This is a genomic window from Deltaproteobacteria bacterium PRO3 (assembly GCA_030263375.1).
Taxonomy (GTDB): domain Bacteria; phylum UBA10199; class UBA10199; order DSSB01; family DSSB01; genus DSSB01.
This window is the reverse complement of record SZOV01000011.1, coordinates 27,716-53,792: the sequence shown is the minus strand read 5'-3', so window position 1 is coordinate 53,792 and position 26,077 is coordinate 27,716. Positions and strand designations below refer to the sequence as shown.

Here is a 26,077-nt window from a genome sequence, read left to right as displayed (position 1 = left end):
CGTCCAGGTCGTCGATCAGCCGCCGCCAGGTTTCGGAGGCGGGGTCGAGGATGTCGACCGTGTTGCGCAGATCCATGCTGACCGCGCGCGAGTCGGGCAGCTTCCACTCCCAGAGGTCCTTGTCCTTGACATAGGCCAAAATCTTGGGGAGCGGCTCCCCGGGGTATTCCTGCCGCCAGGTGAGAGAGGCGCCGGATTCGCCCAAGTCGAGGACCCCCCAACCGATGCGGTCGCGGATCGGGAGCGCGGTCTTGTGGTGGTCGTACCAGCACACCTCCGCGGCCTCGGCTTTCAATTTTTCGAGGATCTCGGGGGGGAAGCTGAAATCGACGATGAAGACCTTCTTGCCCCGGACCTCGGCCTGGATCGGGTCGCCGTGGTTCATGGGGTAGAGCTCGGCCTCGGGATATTTGCGTTTGACCACCGCGGCGGCGGCCGCGCCGTCGGTGCAATTGGCATGGTAGAAACAGACGACTGGATCGGACATAAAAACCTCGGGGAATTATCGCAAAATTTTCAATTAAATCAATAATTTATTCCCTTAGCCTAGAAATGCGTAAACCAAAGCGGGCGCCGGTACGTCTAAACCTCGGCATGGGGGGTGCGGCGGAAAAATTCTTGGGCATTTACCATGGCTTCTCTTACAATTTCGACAAATCCGGCTCGGTACTCAAATAAGGAGGTCCTTGTGAAGCGCTCCCGTATTTTCGTCCTCATCGCGATGTTATTGTTCAGCGTCCCGGCCTGGGGCTTGGACCCGCTGGCGCCCCGCTCCGAGCGCGGCGAAGGCCGAGTGGTGGTCCACACGCCGCAACCGGACAACCTTGTCACCATCACTAACTTGAAGAATCGCGGCTCTTGGAATCCGAAGCCCGGACAGACCATCTCCGTTCCCGTCGGGGACTACGAGTTGCACGTGAAGATGCAGGACTACTCCTATCACCAAAATTTCCACGTCGCGCCGACCGAGACGAGCTTCCTCGTCGTACCGGGCTACGGCAGCCTGAAGGTGAACTCGCCGAACGCCACCGACAAGGTCACCGTTACGAGCGACAAGACCGGGCAGGTCGTGGCGACCTTCCCGGCGGCCGACACCAAGATCCTGCCGCGCGGGCACTACAACGTGAGAGTGGAGGTCCCCGGCATGTTGCCGGCCGTGAAGAACAACGTCTGGGTGGTGACCAACACGACCCGTGTCCTAGATGTCACCAAGCAGTGAAGGGGAAGTCATGAAATATCTTTCTCAATGGATTTTCGCCGCCTTGCTGCTGGCCGCCACGCCGGCCTTCGCGCTCGACCCGGTCGCGCCGATTTCCGAACGTAAGTTCGGGATGATCTACGTCAAGACGCCGCAGCCCGGCTCCGACCAGATCACGCTCACCGCCGTCGAGGGCGGCAAGAAACAGAGCCTCGAATCCGAGAAGGAGATCAAGGTCCCGATCGGAGACTACTCGGTCAGCGTCAAGATGCAGGACTACCTCTACGAGCAGCAAGTCAAGGTCGGCGGCACCGAGCGCACCGAGGTGATCGTGCCGGGCTACGGCAATCTCAAGGTGATCTCGCCGGAAGGCAGCACCGTCGAGGTCTACAAGACCGGCACGCAGAGCTTGGTCGCGAAGTTTCCCGCCAAGCAGGTCAAGGTTTTGCCCACGGGCTACTACGACGTCCGCATCCGCTTCGGGGACTCCTCGGTCACTTCCAACAATGTCTGGATCGTCACCAATACGACCCGCGAGATCGAGGCCAAGTTCTAGCGGGCTTGCATTTTTCCCCGCCATTTCCTATCTCGAGGTTTCATCCGTTTCGAAGGAGTCCCTATGTCCGAACCTTCGCCCGAGGTGGTCCTGGGCCTGATCCAAATGAGCTGCGTCGAAGAGCCGCGCCGTAACGTCGAAAAGGCGGTCGAGAAGGCGCGGCAGGCGGCCCGCGACGGCGCCCAGATCGTCTGCTTGCAGGAGCTGTTTCCTTCGCTCTATTTCTGCCAGACCAACGACCCAAAATTCTTCGACTTGGCCGAGCCGGTGCCCGGCCCAACCAGCGAGCTCTTGGGCAAGCTCGCCAAGGAGCTGGGCGTGGCGATCGTCGCCTCGCTCTTCGAGCGCGACGGCCAGGACTACTACAATACCGCCTGCGTCCTCGACGCCGACGGGAGCTTTTTGGGGAAATACCGCAAGGTCCACATCCCCGACGACCCGCGCAATTACTATTCCGAGCTGTTTTACTTCAAGCCAGGCAACCTGGGCATCAAGCCCTTCGCGACGAAATTCGCCAAGATCGGCGTGCAAGTCTGTTGGGACCAGTGGTTCCCGGAGGGCGCCCGCTCGCTGGCCCTGCAGGGGGCCGAGATCCTCTTCTATCCCACCGCGATCGGCTGGCAGGTGGTGGGGCAGGAGGAGCTGGGCAAGGCCGAATACCAGGCCTGGGAGACCGTCCAGCGCGGCCACGCCATCTCCAACACCGTCTTCGTCGCGGCCACCAACCGCACGGGCCGCGAGGACCATCTCAACTTTTGGGGCGGCTCCTTCGTGGCCGACCCATTGGGCCGGGTCTTGAAACGCGCCTCGCACGACCGCGAGGAAAACCTGATCGTCCCCGTCGACTTGAAGACCCTCGCGGAGGTGCGCAAAGATTGGCCCTTCCTTACCTGCCGCCGCACCGAGGAGTACAGCCTCTGAGCCCCGCCGCCACACCGCGAGAGCTGGGCTACCGCATGCCCGCCGAGTGGGAACCCCACGAGGCGACCTGGCTGTCCTGGCCCAAGGACCCGATCACCTGGCCCGACCGCGTCCCGCAGGCGCAGGAGGCCTTCGCGCGGATGATCGAGGCCCTGACGCCCCGGGAGAAGGTCCACCTGCTGGTCAACGACGCCGAGGCCGAGGCGCAAGTCCGCGGGAAGCTGGCTGGCCGCGTCATTCGCGGCGAGCACCTGCTCATCCACCGTATCCCCACCGTCGATTCCTGGATCCGCGACTACGGCCCCAATTTCCTCAAAGGACCGCGCGGCCTGGCCTACAACCGGTGGATCTTCAACGCCTGGGGGGGCAAGTACGAGACCCTGATGCGGGACGACGGCATCCCGCAGCGGGTCTCGCATTTGATCAACCTGCCGATGTTCGAGCCGGGGATCGTGATGGAGGGCGGCTCGATCGAGGTCAACGGCGCGGGCTGCGTCTTGACGACCGAACAGTGCCTGCTCAACCCCAACCGCAATCCGCACCTGAGTCGCGCGGCGATCGAAAAATATCTGCAAGACTTTTTGGGCGTGTCGAAGGTGCTGTGGCTGGGCGACGGCATCGAGGGCGACGACACCGACGGCCACGTCGACGACATCACGCGCTTCGTCGCCGCCGACACGATCGTGACGGCGGTGGAAGAGGATCCGGCGGACGCCAATTACCAGCCGCTGCAGGACAACCTGCTGCGCCTGCGCGCGATGAGCGACGTCGAAGGCCGGCCCTTCCGGATCGTTACGCTTCCGATGCCGGGCCGGGTCGAATCCGACGAGGGTCCGCTGCCGGCCTCTTACGCCAACTTCTACATCGCCAACGGCGTTGTCCTGGTGCCGGTCTACGCCCACGCCAACGACGCCCGCGCCTTGGCGACCCTGCAGGGCCTCTTTCCGGACCGCAAGGTGGTCGGCATCGACTGCCGCGACTTGGTCTGGGGGATGGGGGCCATCCACTGCGTCACGCAGCAGCAGCCGGCCTGAGATGTTATCGCTCGATTTTCGTTTCGGATAAGGGAGACTCTTGCAGTTGAATCGCGCCGGTCGGACAGGCGGCTGCGGCGGCGCGGATGTCTTCCTCCAAATCCCCTTGGGCATTGACGACGGTCGATTTCCCCTCCGCGTCCAGCGCGAAGGTCTTGCCCGCCGCGGCCACGCAGGCCGAGGCGCCGATGCAGGCCTCGCGGTCGATCGTAATCTGGATCATAGCTTCACCCCCGGATAGAGCAGCGGTGGAATCTGGTATTTCGCGACGCCCGAGACGTCGATCCGCGCGGGAAAGACGAAGGTCCGCGTGTTCAGCCGCGGGATCTCGGTCAGGACGCCCTGGGCATTATACACCGCGTAGAGATCTTTGTTCGTCAAATTCAGCGCCGAGCTCTCCGTGAAGCTTTTCAGGTTGCCCTGGCCGTCGCGGGTGAAGCTCTCGATGACGCGGGTCTGGCCTTCCTCCAGCTCGCGTTCGTAGACCTGATAGATCGCCTTCAGGCGGAACTCGGGGCGGAAGCGTCCCGGCTCCCGCAGCAGCGCGATGCGCAGGGCGCCGCGGTCCAGCGGCTCGCCCAGCAGGCTCTTGGATTGGAGGCCGAACTGGTTGATCTGAAATTCGCGCAAGACCCCGTTGTCGACTTCCTGGTCGTTGAGGAACATCACCACCCGAAGCCGATCGTCGAAGGCCGTGCAGAGGTTGGGTTGGTCGTCGAGGTAGTCCCACCAGCCGCGCAGGCTGAAGCTGCAGGCGATGTAGGCGCCTTGGTTGGGAGCGGAACGGCCCAGGGGGATCTGCAGGCGCAGCCGTCCGGTCGCCGTGTCGAAGGCCCACTCGCGGTAGCACTGCGCCACCGCGGGGCGGCGAAAGTCGCCCCAGAGGCCCAGGGTCAGCGAGGCGGCGAGGTAGCTTAGGGTGAGCAGGGAGAGGGCGAAGTAGGCACTTCGCCTCCGGACCAGGAAGAAGAGACTGAGAACCAGGAAGCCAAGGCCGGGGGCCAGGAAAGGCGAGGCGATTTGGCGGAAATAGCGGTTCCAACCCTCGACGCCCAGGCAGGCGAGGCCAAGCAACGCGAAGAGCGCGAAGGGAAGCCAAAGCGCTTTGAGCTTGCGAAGGTCCACGTCGGGTTCCTCGAGTCGGGCGGTTTATATTTGGTCGTCGATATATCAACGATTTGCCAACCGGAGGACATTTCGCTTAATTCGGCTTGAATCTCAACATGGAACTTTTAACATGCCCGATCGCGCTGCATGGATAACAAATCAATAGATAAAGGCGGGAGCGCATTTGCGTATCGCCTAGATGGATTGGAGGCGTAGCGAGATGGCTTGAGCGGGGGAGCCTGTTGATAACCGGCGGCTGCGGAATAACGATCGAAGGCGTAGACAAAGGCAACGCCACTCGCGAGCGCCCCATCTCTAGCTTGGGCTATGAAACCCCAGATTCTTTTGCCAGGAGACACAAAGAGTTGTTATCTGCTTAACCAAAATCGGAAGTTCCGATTGCTCCAACCAAAAGAAGGTCGATTTACCCCGCGCCACGAGTGTCGAATAAGAAAAATGAATAATTATTTCACTTTTCCCGATGAGCCACTCATCGCAGTTGAAATTCGCCTCCAATCAGCTGAAACTGACCTTCAAAAGGGTAGAGTTCTGAAAAATCGCAAAAAACGAACCTTTTGAGAGTTCTATTCCGAAAATAGCTTAAGTGGTCGTCCATGGATTTCACGAGGGGAATTACGCGTAGGTACTTGAAAAATAAGGATATTTATCTTGCTTGGGCCTGTTTGCTGCAACTTTTCGCCTGTTCGGGAGGGCTGAGCGGTCCCGTGGGTGGAGGTCCCGTCGCCGTCCCCCCCGCCGGGAATTTAGCCGCCCCTATCCAAGAAAGCGGGGCCCCCGGCACTCATTTCGATCCCGGTAAGCAGGCCAAATACCGGCTCAGCATCTACGGTGATTTCCAAAAAACCAATGAGGGCACCCTTTTCATCTCTGGCGAGGTGTCCAAAATTATCGCCGCGGCGCCCGACTTCGCCGGCCATGTGCTAAGGGCGATCGATTTTCGGACCCTCAATTACACGGATGTAGTTGTCCAACCCAAGGGTGATTCCCCAGGAACCGCTGCTGTGGAGTTGGAAATCAATGTCCCCTTCATTGCCGCCCAGGAGGTATTGGGCTCAACCTCCGCCACCTTAGTCTTTTACCTGAGTGCCGAAGCCGCCACCGTCCCTTCCGAACAGTGGGGCAAGACCCAGCCCTGCGCCGACCCAAAATGCGATCTTCCAAATTCGCACTTGGTGGTGCTCGAGGTCAAACCCATGGACTTACCCTTGTCAAACCCCGGGAACGACGCCGACAAGGCGGATTCCAATCGCTCCAAGGCCAACCTTGTGCATATGCCCGAAGCGGCGCCCTGAGTTCAACTCGCCTCCGTCAAAAATTTCATGAGTAGCGAATTTTTTTTCGGGATGCCGTGCCGCTCCATGCGAACATAAACGCTCTTGAGTGTTATGCCCAGCTCCTGTGCGACCTTGTTCTTGTCCATGCTGTGCCTCCGAAGCGCCTCGATCAACTGGGCGCGCTCACTTTCAGATTCATCGCCCTTCCTGCGGCCCGAAAGCGGGCCTGCAGCGGGCTGGGCGGGACTAGAGGATGGCACGGCCAATTCCGTCATCTTGAGGATCGCCGGCGTAATGGCCTCGCCATCGGCGAACATCATCGCGTTGCGCACAATGCCCTCGAGCTGCCGTACATTGCCGGGCCAGTCATGTTTCATCAGCATGTGGAAGGCCTCTTTGGTCACCTTGCAGGGCTTGAGGAAGAAGCGTTTCGCGACCCTCTGAATCAGGTGCTGCACCAAGTCGGGAATGTCCTCCCGGCGCTCCCTCAGGGGGGGGAGACGCAGCGTAAGCCCGTTGATGCGGTAGAACAGGTCTTCGCGGAATTTCCCCTCGCGCACCAATTGCGCCAAATCTTTGTTCGAGGCCGTTACCAGTCTCACGTCAACCTTAACCTTCTTGTTCGAGCCAAGAGGCCGGATTTCGCCCTCCTGGAGGACCCTGAGCAGCTTTATTTGCATGGGCAGCGGCATATCGGCAACTTCGTCCAAGAACAGGGTGCCGTGGTCGGCCTGCTCGAAGAGCCCGACGCGGTCACGGTCGGCATGGGTGAAGGCGCCCTTCTTATGACCGAAAAGCTCGCTTTCCAACAAGTTCTCCGGAATCGAGCTGCAGTTCTCCGAGACGAAAGGACCTGATTTCCAGGGGCTGTTGAAGTGCAGGGAACGGGCGAATAATTCCTTCCCCGTACCGGACTCTCCCCAAATCCAGACGGGAATCTTGGTCTTCGTAACGTGCTCCATCATCCGGAAGACCTGCATGATGGCCGGGGAATTGCCGACGATGTCTTGGTACTCGTACTTGAGATGGCTGCGAGCTTCCTTGATCTCTACGTGCAGGCTTTCGATGGTCTGAGCCTGCTCAGACACTTGATTCTCGAGTCTTTGCTGCCTCTTCTTCAACGCTTCCATCATCTGCGCGCGCTGGATCGCGAGGCCCGCCTGCGTTGCGAACCCTTTGATCAGCAACAAGTCTTCCGTCCCGAAGCAGTCCGTCTTGTATCGGTGGTCTAGGTAAAGTGCGCCAAAGACCCGCCCTGCGATCTCCAGGGGCACGACCAGGACAGAGCGAAGCTGATAGAGGTGAACCGATTTAAGCTTGTGGAACTCGTCTTCCGCCTGGGCATCGCGGCTCAGCACGGGGGAGCCGCCTTGGATCGCCTTTTTGACCAAGGTCAGTGAGAGCTTGAATTCCTCCTCGGCCAGGACTTGGCGGCTGAGGTGCCGCGCCATGGCGACCTCGAAACCCGGAAACTTGCCGTCCTTGGACTTGGGATTTTCTAATATGACGAAGCCGCGTTCGGCGCCGGTGAGAAGCAGTGAGGAATCCATAAGGAGCTCCAAAATCTCCGTCAGAACTTCCTTCTGCGCGACCCGGTTGGTGATTTCGCAAAACTGGCGGAAACGCTCCTCGCTGATCCGAGCCGCCTGTCGATCGACTGGAGGAGGCAAGGAGGCAGACTTTACTCCGACGGCCTCTTTTTGAGCAGCCCGCTGCAGCGGTTTTTTTAGGTCCTCATTGAGATCGAACAAACTGCGCTTGTTCTCGATGTCCATCTTGATTTCCTCCGGTTGGTTGGCCGACAAGGCCCGCCATAGCGAGTCTTCCAATGTCTGAGTCTGTGCCGACAGCCCCTCCAGGCCGTGACGATCAAAAAATACTTTCAGCAAATAGTGGCAAGTCAGGCGAAATCCGACACTTTCGATTCCCTCAAGCGAGGAAAAAACCTGCAGCGCCATTTCCCGAGAGAGGGCCCTTGGATCCGACGATAGGAATCTCGACAGATCACGGATGGCCTCATCCTGAGGCGAGACGGTGCCCTTTGCGAAATCAGCCTCGGCCTCATGAAATTGGACATCGGGCCAGCCCGCCAGAAACTGTGCTCGCCACTTACCCCATAGGGCGATCCGCCGAGCCCGTACGTCCAAGCGTCTGTCCCGATCCAGCAGCCTTTCGAAGATATTCTTGGCCAGGCCATAGTCGCGGTATTGAAGAGCCGCCTCTCCCCGCAACTGCAAAAGCGAGTCGACCAGGTTAAGGGCATCCAAGGCTTCGAGGTCTTCGCTGAGCTCCCCGAAGGCATTTTGTAGGTTTTGGGTCTTGCCGCAATCCAACTGAATTTGCATCCACTGAATTTTGGCGATCGCTTGCTCGGTGGGGTTGCCAAGGACCTGCAAGACCGCCAGCGATTGCTGCATGGTCTCACGAGCCTCGGCATATCGGCCCAGCTCGGAAAGCAACAGGGCACGATTGCCGAGATATCGGGCGCGTTGCGTCCGGTAGCCCGAGGCCTCGGCCTGCGAAATGGCGCTTTCGATTTCCTTGAGAGCTTCCCGCAGGCGTCCGCGCTCTTGCAAGATCGCGGCCTTGCCACCATGCCCCAGCGCTATCAGTTGCGGGCGTCCTGTCGCTTGATAATGCGCCTGGCAAGCCTCCAGGCGCGACAGGGCTTCGTCGTAACGGAGCTCGCGAAGGCAGATCTCGCCCGAGACTTGCTCGATTTCGCCGAGGATCTCCGCATCTTCCAAAGGCAGTTTCCGAGCGCGGTCCAGGTGTTCCTGTGCCAGGGAATAAGCCCGGACTTTTTGAGCCAGCCTCGCCAAGAGCAGATAAGCCCGGGCCTGATAGGGCAGAAGCTTCGGAAATCGGGATGCATCGCCGGCCTTCAAACATCGCTCGAGAACCGTTATGGCATTCTCGGAATGGCCCCAGCTGTAATTTACGAGGCCGGTATAGAAAAGGTATTTGGTCAGCTGCAGTTTGGACTCGTCGTCCACGCGCACGCTGAACCATTGCTCGTAGGCCCGAAGGCTGTCCTCGAAGCGGTCGAGACGATAAAATAGATTGGCGCGGTGGGCGTGGAGCAAGACTGGGTCGACCGCGCCGTCCGGCAATCGGCAAAGAACCTCGGTCAGGGCGATGGCGCGGTCATACAAGTTTCGGCGCTCCAAGCGGGGAATCGCCTCGAAGGCGTATCCGATCAGGAGGTCCTGGAAGCCGCCCTCTTGTGCGCAGGTTAGGAGATGGAACAAATCTTCCTCTCGTGTCGTCGCCCGCCAGGCTCGCGCAAAGTATTCCGCCCAGGTGCGCAGCACGGCTGTGCCGGCCTGGCTCTCGAAGAATTTGGAAAGACCGGCTCGTAGACTGGGGTAACGAAGCGAAAGCTTGGGTTGCAAGGGACTGCGGGACCGCAGCCATTCCTTGCGGTCCAGTTCCGCGAGAGCCGCATCCAGCTCCGAAACCTCACCATCCCAGCATTCTTCGATCTCGTGCCTCTCGGGGTCCCGCGGGGCCAGGACGATGAAGGAAAGGAGCCGTTTGGCGGCTTCTCCCAGTCCTTGATATCGGCGAAAAGAAGCTTCTTCCAAGCTCTTGGGAATCGCCCAATGGATTTTGTGGACATCAGATTCTGCGCGATCCGCGAGGAAAGCCTTGAGATTTTCCAGCGCCAACAAAGGACGGCCGCCCGAAATGCGTGCGATGTCTGCGAGCTGCTCGGGAGCGATCTCCGTACCTGCGGCAAATTCAGTCAGCAGACTCAAGGTGGCGGTTTCGTCCAAGTCATTGAGGCGGATCTCGCGGGCGTCCCGAAGCAGTTCCGGAGACTTCCGGAATAGCGCTTCCTTCCGCATGTGGTCGGAGTCCCATTCCAGGACGATCCCCAAGTCGCCATGCCGCCTCGACAGGACCTTGAGGAAAACCTCGAGATCCGCCAACTCCAACGAATTCCACCGGTGCAGCTCGGTATAGGCGAGGATTCCTTTCCGACCTTGAACCCAAATGGCGTAGGCCTCCGCCTTGGCATAGGCATCGCCCGGTATCGCCTCGCCCTCCGGAAACTCCAGCCACCCCGTTTCCGAGGGCGGGCCCTGCTGGCGAAAAAAATCTCCCTGCAAGAGATGTTTCCAGCGCAGCTCTTCCAGCAAGCGGCTGCGGCCGACGCCGGTGGGACCGTTGAGCAAGACCATTCTCGAGCCGCCGCTCAGGTGATCTTGCAAGGCCTCCCATTCGCGCTGCCGGCCGATCAGAGGAAGCTTCTCGATCGGCAGATCCTGGCGCTCGGCCGGCTGCGCCTCCAATTCCTCCCGGTGATTGCGCAGGTAGCGCAGCACGGTGCGCACCGACCCGGGACGATGACGGGGGTCCAGGTTCAAGAGTTTGAGGAGTAGGGCTTCGAGGTACTCGGGAATAAGAGGTCGGGAGAGGCGGGGAGACGGAGGACTGCCAATCTGGCCCAGGCGCTCGGGGCGGAGAATTTCGGAGTAGGGAAATTTTCCGCTCAAAAGCTTGTAGAAGACAACCCCCAAGGCGAAGAGATCGCTGCGCTCGTCGTAAAGACCCGAGAAGATCTCGGGCGGAAGGAAGGGTAGCGTGCCCCTGATCGCCGCAGTCCGCCGACCAAGCCCGGATGGCGTCGCGAGACTGAAATCCAGGATCTTGATCTGGCCGGAGCGGGTTAGCAGGAGATTGGAAGGTTTGAGATCGTGGTGCAGGATGTTGCGGTGGTGAAGGTAATCCAGGCCCTGGCAGGTTTGGAGAATGATATCCTCCCACTGCTCTATCGGGCATTCCTCAGGCAAGCGGTCGAGCGTCTCGCCGTCCAAGAACTCCATGGCGATGCAGGCGGGGGTCCCTGCGCCTGCGTCGCCCTGAAAGAAATCCAGGATCTTGACCAAATTGGGATGGGACAGTTGCGAAAGTACCCGGGCTTCCTCCCGCAAAAATTCGAGGGTAGCGGGAGGCAGATCTTCGCGCAGGACCTTGAGAGCAATGGGCTTGTCCTGTTGGCGGGCCAGAAAGACTTTCCCCAAGCTGCCTTGGCCAAGAAGCCTTTCGATCCGAAAGCGGGCCGCGATGGGAGCCGAAATTATCATGAGCTGACAAAATCTTGCCTTATTTCAGCTCACGGATAAAGTTAGAATTTACAAAATTTTCACATTCCAGAATTGTCTTAAATATATAGAAATTCTTGAGATTTCTTCATTGGCCCGCTAATGTATTCCTTTGGGGCCGCCCCCACGCTTCGGATCTTTTCCCAGGTCATTCCCGAGCTCCGCATCGCTCCAGGGCCGGAACAGTGCGGAGTTGGATGCTTCAAAACTGCGGAGAAATGCCGAGGGAAAGAGTTCTCCCGGGGATTGTTCCGCGAAGGCCTGGCGATCCGAAGGCGAAAGCTCAAGCCACGAGGCGGCGATCTCCGACGCCAGGACCCTTTTCTGATCGGGTGGTAATTCCGTGAATGCCGTCCCCCAATTCATGGCCATTCCCAGACTGATCCGATTGCGCAAGTCAAAGGACTCAAGCTCCTCTGGGCTGGGCTTGGGCGCTAGATCCTCTGTCAGCTCCCAGCCCTTCCAGTCCTCCGGCGGCAGGATGCCTTCATGGACCAGGTCCAAGCCCTTGGCGTTCCGCTCGAGGCTATGCTCGACGTAGGCTTCGATGTAGGACGAGGGGATCAGCTCCGAGCTCATCGGCTTCGTTTCCAGCCGAAGATAAATGTCGCGGAGCGGCTCGTCTCTCCACGCCTTCCAGATGCCGATCGAAACCTCATGGGCTACGGTGATCGAACCGATCGCTTTGATGCCGGGGTGTTCCAGGACCTGGGTGCGCAAGGCGCGGAAGGAAGCATTCAGGCTTCGGCTTCCCTGACCCAAGATGGCTAGAGTGAGGTTGATCAGTGCTTCATTTGGCTTTCGTCCCATCTTCCGATTGTCAATGGCGAGCGAGACGGAGGTGTTCAGGTAATCCTGCGCGGGTTTGTAACCTTTTCTAGCTAGCATATCCAGGACGCGAAAGGCCTCCGGATCCCCAGCCTCGACCGCTTGGACCAATTGACCCAAGGAACGTTTGCATTGAGAATGCTCCAGAACGGCTCCAATCGCGTCGTAGAGCGCGACGCGGCGGATGTTGCTGGGCTTGTTGCGCGAGGGCAATTTCTGGAGCGCTTCCAGGTCAAGGCTTCGGGCAAGCTCTTGAGCCGAGGGATTTTCCAGCGCCAGCAGTGGTCCGAGGACCTCCAAAACCGCTTCGCGGTCCCAAATCAAGTCCGCTCCGATGGTCTCGTTTCTCAAGGCCTCGATGGCGGCATAGCCGTTCTTGCCGCCGCTCCTCGCGACGTAAGTCATCGTGAGGATGGCCAGACGCGCATTATCTTCGAAATCCGCCTCGCCTTGGCGATAGTGCCGGATGGCGGATTGCAAGACACGAATGTCCACTTCGCCTAGGATGGACCAGGCTTGCGAATTGCCCAGCTCGGCCAGGACCATCAGATCGTCGGCGTGCAAGAAAAGTCCGAACTCATGCTCCAGAACATCATTTCGGATTTCCTGAAGATCAAGTCTTTGCAGCATCGCCCGCGCGCCTTCGTGCTGCACCACCTCGTGCATCGCGAATAATATCGTGAGGACCAAATGGTTCTGCTTCGCGAGATCTTCCCAAGCGCCTAGGTCGAGCCTTGCGAGGCCCTGGAGGATTTCCTCGCTCGGCATTTTCGGATCGGCGATTCGCTGGAGCATGGCGGGAACGACAAGGGGATTTTGCCGGGCCTCCTCGATGAGCCGATCTATAATGGATCTCTTTTCCGCCCTGCTGATCGAGGAACACAAGGTGTCCAAGAGCTTGTCGATATCTTCCCACCGGATCGCCATCGCGACGGCGCCCCCAGCCAATATGGCGGCAGAACCCAGCGAGATTCCGGGCCCCGAGTCCTTCCGAACCTTCGGATCCAGCCGGAACACGGCGGGTTGGCGAAAGCCTCCGTCGCCCAGCGGGGTCGCGCCGGTGAGAGGCGATAGTGCATGTCCTTCCCTGGGTTTATCGACCGCGATCGGGGGGAAATCCCTCAGAACGGCCGGCGGGAAGAATTCTCCGCTTTTCTTGAGTATCGCAATGGTCATCGTCATGCTCCTTTGGATCTAAGGTCTTTCAATGAAAGGACTTGGGTCCCTTCTTGTTCGCGTCCTGTTCGGCTTCTTCACCCAGCTCCGCCTTGCTCCAAGGCCGGAACAGGGCCGAGTTGCTTCGATGAAAGGCGAGCAGGAAGGTGGGCGGGGGCAGCGCATCCGGCCCTTTCTCGGGGAGTTCGCGCTTGTAAGGTTCCCGATCCGAAGGCGAAAGCGCCCGCCAGGCGGCATGGGCGTCCTCGGCGACAATTTGGCGCTGTTCGGGTGGAAGCGAGAGGAAGGCCTCGTCCAATACCAGCGTCATTTCTATGTGGATCTGCTCGATTTCCCGCGCTCGATCCTTTTCGAGAACGACTTCCACCGGTCTCCGCTCGACGGGCCCATTGTGGATCAGCCTCTTGCCTTGGGCCCATAGCTCGAGGCTGCGCTCGACATAATCTTCGATATACAAGGAAGGGATCAGTTCCAGGCTCATCGGCTTGCCTTCCTGCCTCAAGTAAAAGTCGCGGTGCGGCTCTTGACGCCAGGCTTTCAGGATTCCAGCGGCGATTTCCTCGGGGTCTTTGGATGGGAGAGAGTCGATTCCGGGCTGGGCTCGGACCCGCTCCTCCAAGAACTGCAAGGAGCGATGGTAGGATAAGAGAGTGCCGTCAAGCATCGCGGCCGCCCACTCGATTAGATTTTGCTTCTTAGCTTCCTCCTTGAAGGGCCAGGGATCCAAGGCGGACATGCGCAGATCGCCCTCCGCAACTCCTAGCCATCTCAGCAGCAGGAGAACGACCATGGCATCCGAATCGTCGTCCTCGGCCGCCTTCACCAGAAGGTCCAAGGATTGAGAGCATCGGGAGTACTCGAAAGCGACGGCGATCGCTTCGTAGAGGGAAATCTCGGCCATCATGGGGTCGCCGTGGCGAGTGGGCAGCTTGCGGAGGGTTTGGAGATCGAGCCCGGCGGCGATCTCGCGGGCGGATTCGTTGCCGATTTCCAGCAGAGGTCCCAGCACCTCCGCCACGGCCTCCCGGTTGGCGATCCATTCTTCCCGAATATATTCGCGTCTCAAGGCCTCGATGGCGGCATAACTGTTCTTGCCTCCGCTCCGGGCCACATAAACCAACGCTTCCAGCGCCAGACGGGCGTCAGACAGGTCGTACTGGTCGCGGCGATAGCCCGCGAGCACCGACACCAGGGCAGTCACGTCCGCCTCGCCCAATAGCCACCAAGCCTGGGGGTTTCCCAACTCGGCCATGAGAAACAGCTCCGGTGCGATCGAGAGCATTTCGCCGAAATCCGCCTGAGCCCGGCCGCGATAAGCCGTCAAATCCAGCTCCCGCAGGATCTGGCGCGCCCCCTCGTGCCGGAGGCTCTCGCCTAAGACCGCCAAGGCCCAAAGCACCTCCGCATCCTCGACCGCCAAAGGCTTCCACGCGTCGAGGTCTAGCTTCATGAGCCGATCGACGAGGGCGGATTCCGCCGGGTCTCCTACCTGGGCCAGGAGCAACAAGGGGCGGAAAAAGTAGGGATCTCTCGGGACCTCTTCGAAGAGTCCATCGAGCAGGGCCTTCTTCTCTTGGGAATCTTGGGACAAGATCAAGCGGCGCATGATTTCTGCAATATCCTCGCGCCGGATCGCCATTGCGACGGCGCCCGCGGCCAAGATGGCGGCGCCGCCAGAGCCCGCTATCCCGAAATCGCGTCGGAGTCGCGGATCCATGCGGAACACTGCCGGTTGGCGAAAGGCCTGTGGGCCGAGGGCGCCGGAAGGGGGATGGGTGGGTCCGGCTTCCGCCGGATGATCGGTCACCATCGGAGTCGAGGGAGCTTCTCGAAGCTCGACCCGCGGGAAAAACTCTCCGTTTTTCTTAAGCAAGGAAATGGTCATGATACCTCCTAAATCGAATCGGAACCGCCGGCGCAGATGCCGGGCAAACGCTTCCAGTCGGGCGAGGACTCGCAGTTCGGCAGGACGACGATCAGGGGAGCCGGCGCGGCGAAACGCGTCCATAATGTTTTCCCCAGCATCACCAGCCCGCCGGCCACCGCGCCGGGCACGAAGAATCCGGTGCCGACCGGCAACGTCTCGACGAATCGTTCCCAAGGCGACTGCTCCCGTGCCGCGGCCTTGAGCGTCTGCTCCAGCGTGGCGCATCGGGTTTCGTTGCGAGGATCCTCCTTGCCCAGGGCCTCCTCGCAGCCCGCCCTCACCCGGCGGTACATGGATTTGGACCACTGAGGATCGCCGGATTGGATGCAGATGCGTCCGGGTTCCCGGGATTCGCGATCGAGGATGAGGACGCTGGAGGCAGGCGCCAGCCCCAGAAGGCGTTGGAGGTTACGGATCTGCTCCGGTTGGAATTGGTCGGCGCCGGATTCTTCGCTCGCCACCCGCAGGCGAGCGCCCATCGCGGACTCGGCACGACAGAGCCCGAGTTCAAAACCGCCGTAGTCATTCGGCCCGAGGCCGGGGCGGGATTGAAGGATATGGGTCTTTTCATCCCATTCATACCCACGGTAAGCGAAGAATTCGAAGGGAACGGCGCTGACTGGCATGCTTTGACTCCTTTGGGCGATTTCATTCACCGCTTGAGTGAAAGAAAAGCAAAGGGCATGCCATATCGGTGGCGGGGATAAAACGAGCGAGATTTCCTGGACATATTAAAATTGCCGAGAAATTGGGGCGACCGCGGAATTGAGAAAAGTTAATTTTCTAACCTTAACGCAGTTCATTTATTACAAAATAATTACCCTCTTCGTCTTGGATTGCGCCCTTATCTTTGTAACTAACTGAAATTCATTGGTTAATTTTTTTGGCATTCCTCTTGCTTTTAAGTCCGCCAGGGCCAGACGGGCCCTTTTGGAATTTAAAAACGGCCCCGCAGGGGCCATCGAAATGGAGGACGTGTGAAAAAAATCGTATGGGCTTTTAGCCTTTTGTTTGGAATCTCAATGCTCAGCAGCGTCAGCCGCGCCGATTGTAAAACGGATGCGGAAACACTGTTGGGCGCCATCACCCTGGGTATTAGTTGCGGCACCAAAGAGGGCGCCGGAAGCGCCCAATATGCAGATCCGGCGGCCAATGCACCGGAAGAGCAACCGACATCCGCGGCTCCACCCGTTGCCACCGGCGTATCAACCTACGAGATGACCCCCAATTGGAGGGAAAAGACGGTCAATTTTCAGTGTAACGTTCCTTCCTCGGTGGAATGCGCGGCCGAAGTCGCCGATTGCAAGGAGCAGGTCGGAGGATGGTACGACAAGGCTATTGGATCGACCTGCATCCACGCCAACAGCAAGATCCTATGCACCTATGAGCATTTGTTGGCTTTGCAGAAAGATTTGCATCAATTTGTGGCGGGCAGCAATAGCATCGGTCAGTTGAAGCAATGTATCTGGAAAGAAGGAAATATCCAAATCAGCCAGGATGATATGGGCGCTTTCGCTCATACGGTCTGTTCCTCGATGGTCAAGACCGACCAACCCACTCAGGCATGCGCAAATGCGGAGGCCTTTTGTAAAGACGAAATGAAGAGCCATCTCAAGTTTTTGTTGTCTTACGATTGCAAGTTCCAAGATTCCTACTATTCCTGCAGTAAAAAGGCGCACGATATGATCCGAGACCACGCCTGGAAACACGCCTCGGATACCCATGGCCAGAACGTCTTCGGTGCTTGCAACCTGCCTTTCGCGCTCAAACTGGCCAATGGCCTCGCGCAGGCTGATAATCCGCCGGTCCACTTCGTTTACAATCCCGATCTGTTGTCCGATTCAAAACAAAACGGAGCGGAAAATCCGGGCTCCGACGAAGCGGGTGGAGAAAAGACTTCGACGGGGGGCGCGACGGTCATGCCGGCCGCCGCACCTTCGGTGCTGGGACAGGCTTCGGAAATATCGGGTTCGGGATGTTCCTTAACGCCGGGTCAGGCTTTGTCATCGTCCCTTCCGGGTTGGCGGATTCTCCTCTTGGCGTTCGCCGGCTTGGCGATAGTTCGTCGAGTTGGGTGGCAAATAATTTCCCGGAAGCGCTCCTAGGGGGCTTGCATCAGTTCGGTTTGTTTTCGTGATTTTTTGGAGACGTGTGACGAGGGTCTCGGCTTCACCCCCGGGACCCTCGTTATGACGCTAGCCACGGGCTGCATAAAAAGTACCTGCGATGTTTTTACCGCCGAAGGTTGCCCACAATAGGCCGGCGTTGCCAAAAAAACCCATGACCTTGGGGATTACTGAATCGTCCGCCATGGGAGCGTTCGAAGGATATTGCATACCTGCTGACTTGATGAGGGAGATGTATAAGCGGCGCAGGAAATTATTACAAAATTTTTACATTTTTGAACTTATGGGAATAAAATGAATTGTTTAACTTATTGAAATTATTAAATTTAATTTTGGCATTCCGCTTGCTTTATCTCGAGGCAGGGGGGAACACCATGGAAGAAAATCTCGAATTGGCGTTGAAACAGCTTTTGGATCAGGCGGATGACCAGATGCCGGAGATTTCTTTTCTAGAGGACTTTTCTGAATTCAACGACGTCGTACCCCCTTTGCCTCCGAGCTTGCGAAGCCATGGGTTCTCTTTTTCACCCGAGAGCCGTCATATCGATAACTTGGTGGATCGCACCATGGCTCTCATGTTCGGCCTTACCACAGAAGCTCAAAATTCCGACTGTGCCGACCGAAGGAAATCCCTGCTTGGCAAGGCCCATTGGCTGGTCTCGGCTCTGAATACCTTGGCGAGCCAAGACCCCTTCTTCAACATACATCAAGAAGCTCTGGATTTCTTGAACCAGCAATATCGGCATCAGATCCGCTGTCTCGGCGAAGAAAAGCGACTGCTAGTCCTGGAGAAGATTTCGCGCGACGTGCTTTCCCACCAGGCTTTCGTGGAGGCCGCCTTTCCGGAGCACGGCGATTTTTTGCAGGCCTGGCGTCAGTATCACCAGAGTCGTCAACGGCGAGTTGACGCACTTCGCGCCAAGGGTGACAATGTAACGGCTATGTGGCCGACTTCTGAGGGGGAATTTTCGATCCGTTCCAGGAATCAGCAGGACAAACTGTCCGGCAATTTGGCCTTCTTCAAGGGCTACTGCTAAATTTTCAATTCAATAAGGGGGAGTTACATGATGCAAAGCAATAAAGTGGGTGAAACGGGCAAAGCTCAAGGAGCTTACGCCAACGAAGCTCCGAAGAAACAAGCCCTGGCGTCTGTCGGGAAGGGGTATCTTATCGCCACCAGCCGGGAGGCCCTCGAAGGCCTGAAGCAAATGGGGCCAAAACAGGTCGTCGCCTTCGCGGTGGGAACGGAAGTTCGTTACGTCAAGGCGAATTCGGCCGCCCAGTATGAGAAGAGCCTAAAGAAAAGCGGCCAGGCCTATGTCAAGTTGAATGACCAGCAATTCAGCGAAGTCACCTGGGGCGGCAGCAAGGCCTCGGTGGGCGCAAACGTCGTTCAAAAGGGCGGAAAACGTGCGGGCGGCCCGAGCTCGGTATCCCGTCAGGTCATCTCAGAACACTTGAGCGAGCGCTTCAAGGAGAAAGCAAGCGCACCCACGCCTCAGGCACGAGAGCACTTGACCAGGCAAATCAATGTGGCCGTCGAGGAAAAGTTGGCAAACATCAAGCAGAAAGCCGGTCAGCCGAAGAGTCCGAAAAGCCTTCCGAATACCAGTCGAAACAAATGAAGGTGAGTCTGAATCAAGATGCCTGGAATTGATGAAAACGGCGAACGTCGCAAGCGCCGATGTCATTGTCTAGATCCAGAGCTTCTCCGGGCAGGCGCCATTGTTCACTGCAAATCCCGATTTCCTCCTGTTGGAAAGTTTGAATCGAACCTAGCGGTTATCTTTTGAAAATCGTGACGTTCGCCGTTCTTAATTAGATAGGCAAAAATTGGGCGCCCGGCATGATTCGAACATGCGACCTCGGGTTCCGCAGACCAACGCCCGGCATTTTTTCCAGGATATTCCCGGCGGCTCTTGCTATGTTGGCGCGCATGGAAACCGCCGCCCCGGCGCCCGCGCCGCTCCCCGGCCCGCGCCGCGACCTCGCCTGGTTCGCCTTTTTGCTGCCGCTCGCCCTCGCGGTTTGGGCCCTGCGCGCCTATCCCGAGGTCCTGCGCAAGGGCGCGGACCAGAGCTACCTGCTTCAGGTCTCCCTGTGGACGCTTGTCAAGCTGGCCTCGGTCTTCTACGGCCTCTACTTATTGCCGGGCCTGGCCTTCTTTGCGCGGCGTTGGCCCGCGGCAGGGCTCGGCGAGGCCCTCGGCGGCGGGCGACTCCTGATGGCCTTTGCCTTCGGCATGACGGCCCACGTCTTCGCGGCCCTTTTGCAAAAGACCCTGCACCTGGGCTACCGCCCTTGGAGCGTCTTGGCTTGTCTCGCGGTTTCCTACCTGGTGCTGGGCTGGCTGGCCGGAAAGCTCCCGATGGAGCGGCTGCTCCGCGAGGCGCAAACTCCTCGGCCGGAGCGCCCCGAGCGGTTGGCGACCTACGGCCTGCTGGCGGTGGGCGGTGTTCTGCTCCTCGAGATGACGCTGCGCGCCCGCGGCACCAGCCTCAATCTCTCCGGCGACGGCTACCCGCACCTGATCAACACCTTGGGGACGATGGTCGACGGCCCCTTTCCGGACGGGCTGCCCTTCTTCACTACTTTCATTCTCAACATCCACCCGATGGGCTTTCACGCCCTGCTCGCGGGCTTGAAGACGCTCACGCCGGGACTGCTCTATATCGACCTGTTCCGCTATTTTTCCGTCCTGATGGTGCCGATCTTCCTCGCCTGCATGTACGGCTTCTTCTCCTATTTGGGGAAGAGCCGGTTGGTCGGGGCGCTGGGCGCCTTCGCCGCGCTCTTCGTCAGCGGCGGCGGGCTCTCGCTCGGCATCCCCATCGTCTTCTTTCCTTGGTATTGGTCGATCGCCTGGTGCCTCTCGGCGGCCGTTTTCTATATATTGCTGAAGAGCGAATTGAACTCTGCGGGGCTCTGCTTCGCCGCGGGCCTGGTCTTCGGCACCGGCGTCCTGCTGCATCCCTTCTTCGCCCTGCGGATGGGCGCGATCATGGCCTGCTTTCTCCCGCTGGAATTGCTGCGCCGCGCCTGTTGCCGTCAACCGCTCGGGCCCGCCTGGAAAGGGGCCCTCGTCTTTGGCCTGGGCCTCGCGATCCCGGTGGGTACCTGGCTGGGGCCCTTGCTGGCGAAGTATCCCTGGGAGCCGACCTACGAGTTCGACTACATCGTGAAAAATTTCTCCGCCTTGGCGCCCGAGGGCGTGGAGTACCTGAAGACGATGAAGGGAAAGGGCTTCGCTCTGAAAGACCTTTGGCAATGGTCCTGGAAGAACTCCGGCCTCGTCCCGATCCTGCTGGCCCCGTTGGGCCTGGTCGCCTGCGTCGCCCGGCTTCGCGACTCGGCCTCGGCCCTGCTCGCGGCCTGGCTAATCGCGATGGGCGCCGCGACCCTCCTCGACCTGCTGCCCAATCCCTACCGCTACTTCGAGTATTTCTTCTTCGGGGTCCTCGCGCTCGCGATTTACGGCGCCGGCTGGCTCTTGGAAAAACTGTCCGGCGTTCCCCGCGCCCTCGCGATCTCGGTCCTGCTCTGTCTGGCGGCCTTGCAGATTCCCCGGGATTTTTTTCCGAAATACGGACAGGCCCTCCGTCTGTACGGAACCACCACCCTGACCGAGGCGGATATCCGTTCCGCCGAGTCCCGCGCCGCCCGCTACCTCGAATCGAAGCGCGCCGGGCGACTCGACCTCGAGTACGGCGGCTACCGCGGCTATCTCTGGTCGCGGCAGAAGAAAGTCTGGGACATCTACTTGAAGACCCGCAAGCCTGCGGCGCCCGCGACCAAGCCGGGGGGAATTTAACCCTTTTTTCCGGGCTCCGTCGTAGATGGTAAAGGTTGATAATCCCCGCAAGATCCACTAAACCATGTCCAGCCGCGACAAGGAGACCTCATGAATTTCCGATTATTATTCAAGATTTTTCCGGTACTGCTGTTCCTGGCCCTGCCTGTCCCCGGGAGGGCCCAGGCCGAAAAGGCCCTCTTGGTCACCAAGATCGCCTTTGGCTCCGATGGTACCGCCAAGGTTGGCTACGACACCAAGGGCAACGCCGCCCAGGAGGTCGAAAGCAGCAAGATCCAAAGCGCCCTCATTTTTTACGCCCTCGCGATGAACCGGCTCGACGCGGAGAGCGGCAAGGCCTTGCTCAACCAAGTACAGGCCTCCGTGGGGAAGATCGCCACCGAGCAAGGCCTGGTGCGGGCCGATCTCCTCAAGGGCAATCCGGTGCTCAAAGCGCTACAGGCGGCGCCGGCCGAGCAGACCCTCGACCTGACCTTTTCGCAGGTCGGCAAGAGCAACACCTTCGAGCTGAAACCCGAGACCGTCGATCCCAAGTTCCTCGCCCCCGCGGTGATCTATCTCTTCCAAGACCAGGTGAAGACGCTCTCCGAGAGCGGGGTACGCCTGATGGTCCTCGCGATGGGCGGCATGAACAAATGGTACCGCGAGGTGGGCAAGGCCTCCGACGCCGACAGCGTCGCCAAGGCCCCGGCCTACGCGCTCAATTTGGCCGTCGACATCCTGGAAAAGCTCGGCGGAAAAAAGAAGCCTAACTAGCCTCAAGAAGGAGAAGCCATGCGTCGTCGATTTTCGATTCTCTCGTTGGTCCTGTTGATGGGCGCCGTCTCGCCCCTGCTGCACGCCCAAGTCGTTGTCCCGGTCGGGGAAAGCATCAAGCCGGAGGGCGGCGGCGAAGAGGGCGGCGCCAAGAAGGCCGTCAAGAAGCGCCGCGCCGCGCCCGCCTCGGTGGTCAAGCCCGGTTCCAGCTTCATGATCCAGATGGCGACGGTGCTGAGCAGCGGGCTCAGCCAACCCGGCGAGACGGTATACTTCCTCGCCAACGAGGACGTCGGCAGCGGGCGTCCCGTCATCGCCTCCGGCGCGGTGGGGCGAGGCACGATCAAGCAGGTCGTCGCCGACAAGAAGAAGGGCAAGCTGGTAGTGGCCCTCGATTCCATCCAGGCCGTCAACGGCGAGAGCGTCCCGGTGGGCGGCGACGTGATGGTGGAGGGCCAGGGCTCGCAGGCCTCGGTGGCCTTCGGTGACAAGTTTACCGCGACCTTGGACGAAAAGGTCGTAATCCGGCCCAAGCCCGCGCCTCGTCCCAAGAAGGGCGAGGTCGCTCCCGAGATCAAGAAGGCCAGCGTCGAGATCCGCGGCAAGGGCGTGAAGACCGACATCAAGAAAGGCACGGCCAAGGGCAACGTCGAAGTGATCCTCGAGGCGCCCAAGGGAATGACCGTCGACGACGTCGAGCTCAACAGCGTCGCCTTGACCAAGGTGAACAGCTTCACGCTGCCGAACCCGGTGCGGGCCTCCGCCGCGAAGGCCAAGGTCGGCGACCGCAACAAGAACGGCGTTACCGACGTCAATTTCTCGATCGAGGCCTGGGACTTTGTCAAGTACCAGCCGCGCGGCAACAACGTCGTGACCTTCTCGGGCCGGATGAAAAACGGCACGCCCTTTGAGGCCACGAGCGGCGTCACGATCGACTACTAAACGACGACCATTTGCGGATGAATTTTTAGGGGCGCCGTCTCCGGCGCCCCTAAATTTTTATCGGGAGCTCGCGGCCCTCGCCGCTTGCAAGGTCCAGGATGACGATGCGGTGGTTGTTCGTGTCGGCGACGAAGAGCTCGCCGCCGCGCGCCGAGATCCCGCCCGGCTCGAAAAAGGCCGTGTTCGGGCCCAATCCCTTTCCCGGTCTCCCGGTGCCGGCGAAGCCGCGGCACTCGCGGGTCTCCGGGTTCAGCCGCTTGACCCGGTGATTGTAGGTGTCGGCGATCCAGAGCGCGCCGGCGTGGGCGGCGACGCCCAAGGGGTGTTGCAGGCGAACCTCATTCCCGACCCCGTCCTTGTCCCCGAACAGAAATAAATCCAGGCCGACCAGGCTCTCGACTTCGCCTTCCAGGGAGATTCTCCGGATCGCGCTCACCTCGCTGTCGGCCACGTAGAGGTGTTTGCCGTCGCTTGCGAGCCCGCTGGGCTGGGCGAGGGCCGCCCGGCTCGCCGGCCCGTCGATGCGGGCCTCGCGGCCGCTGCCCGCGAAGGGGACCATCAGCATCGATTCGGGGTGATAGCGCCAGACCTGGTGAGAGCCCGCCATTGCCACGTAGAGATAGGGCGGGACATAGCAGAGATCCCAGGGCGAATTGAGCGCCACCTCGAGGCCGGGGCCCGGGCCTTCGCCGGGCGGGGCCTGCTCGCCGGTGCCGGCGACAGTGTCGACGCGGCCCTGCTTCAAATCCACCGCGCGCAGCAGGTGGTTCTCGGTGTCGGCGACGTACAAGGTGTCGCCGACGCGGCAAAGCCCCTGGGGCTGGAAGAAGCCGGCCGTCTCGAAGCCGCCGTCCTCCATCCCGGCCTCGCCCGAACCGATGCGCCTGCGGACTTGTCCCGTCGCGTCCACCGCGAGGAGGCGGTGGTGGTTGCTGTCCGCGATCCAGATTTCTTCCGAGCCGGGGTCGGCCCAGACCTTCCCGGGAAAGAGCAGGGGGCCGTCGATGGGTGCCGGCACGACCTGCGGCCCCGGACCCTCCTTCAGGCTGCCCTTCTGCCGAAAGATCTCGACCAGCTCGGCGATCAATTCGTCCAAGGCCTCGAGGTTGCCCTCGCCGGGCGCCAGCGCAACGGCGATGCCCTCCGGGTCGATCAGGGCCAGCGTCGGCCAGGCGCGGATCCCGAACTGCCGCCACTGGCTCAAGTCCGGGTCGTTGACTACCGGGTGCTCGATGCCGTGGCGCGCGATGGCCTGGCGCACGTTCTCGTCGACCTTCTCGTTGGGAAATTTCGGCGAGTGGACGCCGATCACGGTGAGCTGGTCGGTGAAGCGGTGCTCGAGGAATTTCAGGTCCGGCAGGACGTGGAGGCAGTTGATGCAGCAATAAGTCCAGAAGTCGAGCAGGACCAGGCGCCCGCGCAGGTCCTTCATCCGCAGCGGGGCGGCGACGTTGAACCAAGTCAGGCCCTCGCGGAATTCGGGGGCATGGATGCGGCCTTCGAAGGCGAAGAGCGACATGGGCGCTGCTTAGAACGGATGTCCGAGGGATGCAACGGGAAGAAAAAAAGCCCCCGCTCGTTTGCGAACGGGGGCTGGAAATCCGGCATCGCCTAAGATGCTAATAGTAGTAATCGTTGTTCACCGGGTTGACCGGGTAGAAAGGCTGCCGTCCGGCTTGCACCCGCTGCGCCTGGTCGTAGAGATAGAAGGGGTTGCCGGCGCTGTTGTAAGGCTGTTGTAGGGCTGGGTTGGGCGAGTAGTAGTAAGGGCCCACCGGTGGGACCGCGCCCGGGACATAACCCGCGTAGGGACCGGGGTAGGGGACGTAACCGGCGTAAGGATAGGGACCGTAGCCACCATAGTAACCGTAGCCGTAACCGTAACCGTAACCATAGGGACGTTGTCCGACGACCACGGTGTCGAGGGCCTGGGCGCTCGGCGCGGCCAAGCTGAAGCTGGCGAATACCGCCGCGAACAGGCTCAAGCTCAAGAGTAGTTTTTTCATGATTTCCCTCCGCAATAGGCTGATAGCCCCCGCTTCATCCTCTCGGACGAAGACCTTGGAAAAAAGGTTACATGAGGGGAAAAAGAAAGGCCATCCCCAAAGCGGCGGCGACTCAAGTTCCCGAAATAAGGGAGGTTTTAAGGACGCTGCGCGATCGGGACCCAGTGTTGGTCCTTGGGTCCCACGTAGTCCTCGCGGGGACGGATCAGCCGGTTGTCGGCGTATTGCTCGAGGACATGGGCGCCCCAGCCCGAGATGCGGCTCATCGCGAAGAGCAGGGTGAAGAGGTCGGTGGGGATCCCCAAGGTGTAGTAGACGGAGGCGGAGTAGAAGTCGACGTTCGCGTTGATTTTCTTCTCGGCGATCATGAAGTCTTCGATCTTCTTCGACATCTCGTACCACTTGAGGTTGCCGGTGGCGAGGCTGAGCTGCTGGCTCATCTTGCGCAGGTGCGTCGCGCGCGGGTCCTCGGTGCGGTAGACGCGGTGGCCGAAGCCCATGATCTTCTCGTGCCGGCCCAGCAGGTCCTTGACGTAGGCGAGGGGATCCTTGTCGCCGATCTCGAGCAGCATCTCCATGACGCGCTGGTTGGCGCCGCCGTGCAGCGGACCCTTCAAGGTGCCGATCGCCGAGGTGATCGCGCTGTAGACGTCGGAGAGCGTGCTGGCGGTCACCCGCGCGGCGAAGGTGGAGGCGTTGAAGCCGTGGTCGGCGTGCAGGATCAGCGCGATGTCGAAGACGCGGGCGCTGGTCGGGTCGGGCTCTTTGCCGGAAAGCATGTAGAGGAAATTTGCGGCCTGGCCGAGCGCGGCCTTGGGCGCGATCAGGTCCTGCCCGCTGCGGATCCGCTGGAAGGCGGCGACGATGGTCGGCATCTGGGCGACGAGCCGCAGCACCCGGGCCTTGCTGGCTTCGATCGAATTGTCCTCGGGATTGGGGTCGTAGGAAGAGAGCGCGGAGACCGCCGTGCGCAGGGCGTCCATCGGCTCGGTGGTCTTGGGCAGCATGCGCAGCAGCTGCAAGACGCCGTCGGGGATGGCGCGCTGGGACTTGAGCGCCTTGTCGAGCTCGGCCAGCTGGGCCTGGTTGGGCAGACGCCGGTGGAGGAGGAGGTAGACGACCTCCTCGAAGGTCGCGTGTTCGGCCAGTTCGTGGATGTTGATGCCGGCGTAGATGAGTTCGCCCTTGTCCCCGTCGATGGAGCACACCTCGCTCTTGGCGACAACGACGTCTTTCAGGCCTGCTTTGATCTCGGACATAATGAAAAAACCCGTTTAAAATTA

The 26,077-nt window shown here is 60.1% G+C and carries 21 protein-coding genes; 11 read left to right on the top strand and 10 right to left on the bottom strand.

All coding sequences use genetic code 11. From position 1 onward, the window contains the following. Positions 1-487: hypothetical protein (locus tag FBR05_03625; GenBank protein ID MDL1871275.1), on the bottom strand; the 487-nt coding region annotated here is incomplete at its 3' end. 201 nt (positions 488-688) lie between these two features. Between FBR05_03625 and FBR05_03620 the strand changes: the two genes are divergently transcribed. From FBR05_03620 to FBR05_03605, 4 genes are all read left to right on the top strand, one after another. Then, positions 689-1,219 (top strand): carboxypeptidase regulatory-like domain-containing protein, encoded by a 531-nt coding sequence (locus tag FBR05_03620; GenBank protein MDL1871274.1) that lies wholly within the window; start codon positions 689-691, stop codon positions 1,217-1,219. 10 nt (positions 1,220-1,229) lie between these two features. Next, complete coding sequence (locus FBR05_03615; protein MDL1871273.1) at positions 1,230-1,754, top strand: hypothetical protein; 525 nt, start codon at positions 1,230-1,232, stop codon at positions 1,752-1,754. A gap of 63 nt (positions 1,755-1,817) precedes the next feature. Then, positions 1,818-2,675 carry a carbon-nitrogen hydrolase gene (locus FBR05_03610; GenBank protein ID MDL1871272.1) on the top strand — a complete coding sequence of 286 codons (858 nt, stop codon included), beginning with the start codon at positions 1,818-1,820 and terminating at the stop codon, positions 2,673-2,675. A 35-nt stretch (positions 2,676-2,710) separates the two neighbouring features. Then, entirely contained in the window at positions 2,711-3,709 is a 999-nt protein-coding gene (locus tag FBR05_03605; GenBank protein MDL1871271.1) for an agmatine deiminase family protein, read from the top strand. 4 nt (positions 3,710-3,713) lie between these two features. On the opposite strand, the gene FBR05_03600 is transcribed toward FBR05_03605, so the two are convergent. Together FBR05_03600 and FBR05_03595 are read right to left on the bottom strand one after the other, a co-directional pair. Then, positions 3,714-3,932, bottom strand: a complete 219-nt coding sequence (locus FBR05_03600) for a ferredoxin (protein ID MDL1871270.1) — start codon at positions 3,930-3,932, stop codon at positions 3,714-3,716. Continuing rightward, positions 3,929-4,834 carry a hypothetical protein gene (locus FBR05_03595; GenBank protein MDL1871269.1) on the bottom strand — a complete coding sequence of 302 codons (906 nt, stop codon included), beginning with the start codon at positions 4,832-4,834 and terminating at the stop codon, positions 3,929-3,931. The genes FBR05_03600 and FBR05_03595 overlap by 4 nt, the downstream gene beginning before the upstream one ends. A gap of 629 nt (positions 4,835-5,463) precedes the next feature. Between FBR05_03595 and FBR05_03590 the strand changes: the two genes are divergently transcribed. Further along, positions 5,464-6,129, top strand: coding sequence for a hypothetical protein (locus FBR05_03590; protein ID MDL1871268.1), 666 nt, complete (start codon positions 5,464-5,466; stop codon positions 6,127-6,129). Positions 6,130-6,131: 2 nt separating this feature from the next. Here the strand turns inward: FBR05_03590 and FBR05_03585 are convergent, their stop codons facing one another. The 4 genes from FBR05_03585 to FBR05_03570 all read right to left on the bottom strand — a co-directional run bounded on the left by FBR05_03585 (position 6,132) and on the right by FBR05_03570 (position 15,779). Then, positions 6,132-11,204 (bottom strand): tetratricopeptide repeat protein, encoded by a 5,073-nt coding sequence (locus FBR05_03585; protein ID MDL1871267.1) that lies wholly within the window; start codon positions 11,202-11,204, stop codon positions 6,132-6,134. 117 nt (positions 11,205-11,321) lie between these two features. After that, the gene (locus tag FBR05_03580) at positions 11,322-13,226 is read right to left on the bottom strand and encodes a hypothetical protein (GenBank protein MDL1871266.1); all 1,905 of its coding nucleotides are present in this window, start codon (positions 13,224-13,226) and stop codon (positions 11,322-11,324) included. A gap of 28 nt (positions 13,227-13,254) precedes the next feature. Further along, positions 13,255-15,111 carry a hypothetical protein gene (locus FBR05_03575; GenBank protein MDL1871265.1) on the bottom strand — a complete coding sequence of 619 codons (1,857 nt, stop codon included), beginning with the start codon at positions 15,109-15,111 and terminating at the stop codon, positions 13,255-13,257. A gap of 8 nt (positions 15,112-15,119) precedes the next feature. Beyond that, positions 15,120-15,779, bottom strand: a complete 660-nt coding sequence (locus tag FBR05_03570; GenBank protein ID MDL1871264.1) for a hypothetical protein — start codon at positions 15,777-15,779, stop codon at positions 15,120-15,122. 351 nt (positions 15,780-16,130) lie between these two features. Here FBR05_03570 and FBR05_03565 point away from each other — a divergent pair, with 351 nt between their 5' ends. The 6 genes from FBR05_03565 to FBR05_03540 all read left to right on the top strand — a co-directional run bounded on the left by FBR05_03565 (position 16,131) and on the right by FBR05_03540 (position 22,788). Beyond that, complete coding sequence (locus FBR05_03565; GenBank protein MDL1871263.1) at positions 16,131-17,258, top strand: hypothetical protein; 1,128 nt, start codon at positions 16,131-16,133, stop codon at positions 17,256-17,258. Positions 17,259-17,653: 395 nt separating this feature from the next. Continuing rightward, positions 17,654-18,316 (top strand): hypothetical protein, encoded by a 663-nt coding sequence (locus tag FBR05_03560; GenBank protein ID MDL1871262.1) that lies wholly within the window; start codon positions 17,654-17,656, stop codon positions 18,314-18,316. Between the two features lie 27 nt (positions 18,317-18,343). Next, positions 18,344-18,904 (top strand): hypothetical protein, encoded by a 561-nt coding sequence (locus tag FBR05_03555; protein ID MDL1871261.1) that lies wholly within the window; start codon positions 18,344-18,346, stop codon positions 18,902-18,904. A gap of 311 nt (positions 18,905-19,215) precedes the next feature. After that, positions 19,216-21,090, top strand: a complete 1,875-nt coding sequence (locus FBR05_03550) for a hypothetical protein (protein ID MDL1871260.1) — start codon at positions 19,216-19,218, stop codon at positions 21,088-21,090. Between the two features lie 90 nt (positions 21,091-21,180). Beyond that, positions 21,181-21,846: a hypothetical protein gene (locus FBR05_03545; protein MDL1871259.1), complete on the top strand. Its 666-nt coding sequence runs from the start codon at positions 21,181-21,183 to the stop codon at positions 21,844-21,846. Between the two features lie 18 nt (positions 21,847-21,864). Then, positions 21,865-22,788 (top strand): hypothetical protein, encoded by a 924-nt coding sequence (locus FBR05_03540; GenBank protein MDL1871258.1) that lies wholly within the window; start codon positions 21,865-21,867, stop codon positions 22,786-22,788. Positions 22,789-22,837: 49 nt separating this feature from the next. Here the strand turns inward: FBR05_03540 and FBR05_03535 are convergent, their stop codons facing one another. The 3 genes from FBR05_03535 to FBR05_03525 all read right to left on the bottom strand — a co-directional run bounded on the left by FBR05_03535 (position 22,838) and on the right by FBR05_03525 (position 26,053). Beyond that, entirely contained in the window at positions 22,838-24,307 is a 1,470-nt protein-coding gene (locus FBR05_03535) for a redoxin domain-containing protein (protein MDL1871257.1), read from the bottom strand. 100 nt (positions 24,308-24,407) lie between these two features. Beyond that, positions 24,408-24,794, bottom strand: coding sequence for a hypothetical protein (locus FBR05_03530; GenBank protein MDL1871256.1), 387 nt, complete (start codon positions 24,792-24,794; stop codon positions 24,408-24,410). Between the two features lie 137 nt (positions 24,795-24,931). Beyond that, a complete protein-coding gene (locus FBR05_03525; GenBank protein ID MDL1871255.1) occupies positions 24,932-26,053 on the bottom strand; it encodes a citrate synthase in 1,122 nt (373 codons plus the stop codon). Positions 26,054-26,077 lie beyond the last annotated feature (24 nt).

Bases quoted from the DNA above. Each gene is read 5' to 3' on its own strand.
- FBR05_03560 (MDL1871262.1), top strand. From the start codon at position 17,654: ATGGAAGAAAATCTCGAATTGGCGTTGAAACAGCTTTTGGATCAGGCG.
- FBR05_03585 (MDL1871267.1), bottom strand. From the start codon at position 11,204: ATGATAATTTCGGCTCCCATCGCGGCCCGCTTTCGGATCGAAAGGCTT.
- FBR05_03580 (MDL1871266.1), bottom strand. From the start codon at position 13,226: ATGACCATTGCGATACTCAAGAAAAGCGGAGAATTCTTCCCGCCGGCC.
- FBR05_03535 (MDL1871257.1), bottom strand. From the start codon at position 24,307: ATGTCGCTCTTCGCCTTCGAAGGCCGCATCCATGCCCCCGAATTCCGC.
- FBR05_03550 (MDL1871260.1), top strand. From the start codon at position 19,216: ATGGAAACCGCCGCCCCGGCGCCCGCGCCGCTCCCCGGCCCGCGCCGC.
- FBR05_03610 (MDL1871272.1), top strand. From the start codon at position 1,818: ATGTCCGAACCTTCGCCCGAGGTGGTCCTGGGCCTGATCCAAATGAGC.
- FBR05_03615 (MDL1871273.1), top strand. From the start codon at position 1,230: ATGAAATATCTTTCTCAATGGATTTTCGCCGCCTTGCTGCTGGCCGCC.
- FBR05_03530 (MDL1871256.1), bottom strand. From the start codon at position 24,794: ATGAAAAAACTACTCTTGAGCTTGAGCCTGTTCGCGGCGGTATTCGCC.
- FBR05_03600 (MDL1871270.1), bottom strand. From the start codon at position 3,932: ATGATCCAGATTACGATCGACCGCGAGGCCTGCATCGGCGCCTCGGCC.
- FBR05_03540 (MDL1871258.1), top strand. From the start codon at position 21,865: ATGCGTCGTCGATTTTCGATTCTCTCGTTGGTCCTGTTGATGGGCGCC.
- FBR05_03525 (MDL1871255.1), bottom strand. From the start codon at position 26,053: ATGTCCGAGATCAAAGCAGGCCTGAAAGACGTCGTTGTCGCCAAGAGC.
- FBR05_03575 (MDL1871265.1), bottom strand. From the start codon at position 15,111: ATGACCATTTCCTTGCTTAAGAAAAACGGAGAGTTTTTCCCGCGGGTC.
- FBR05_03570 (MDL1871264.1), bottom strand. From the start codon at position 15,779: ATGCCAGTCAGCGCCGTTCCCTTCGAATTCTTCGCTTACCGTGGGTAT.
- FBR05_03545 (MDL1871259.1), top strand. From the start codon at position 21,181: ATGAATTTCCGATTATTATTCAAGATTTTTCCGGTACTGCTGTTCCTG.
- FBR05_03555 (MDL1871261.1), top strand. From the start codon at position 18,344: ATGATGCAAAGCAATAAAGTGGGTGAAACGGGCAAAGCTCAAGGAGCT.
- FBR05_03605 (MDL1871271.1), top strand. From the start codon at position 2,711: ATGCCCGCCGAGTGGGAACCCCACGAGGCGACCTGGCTGTCCTGGCCC.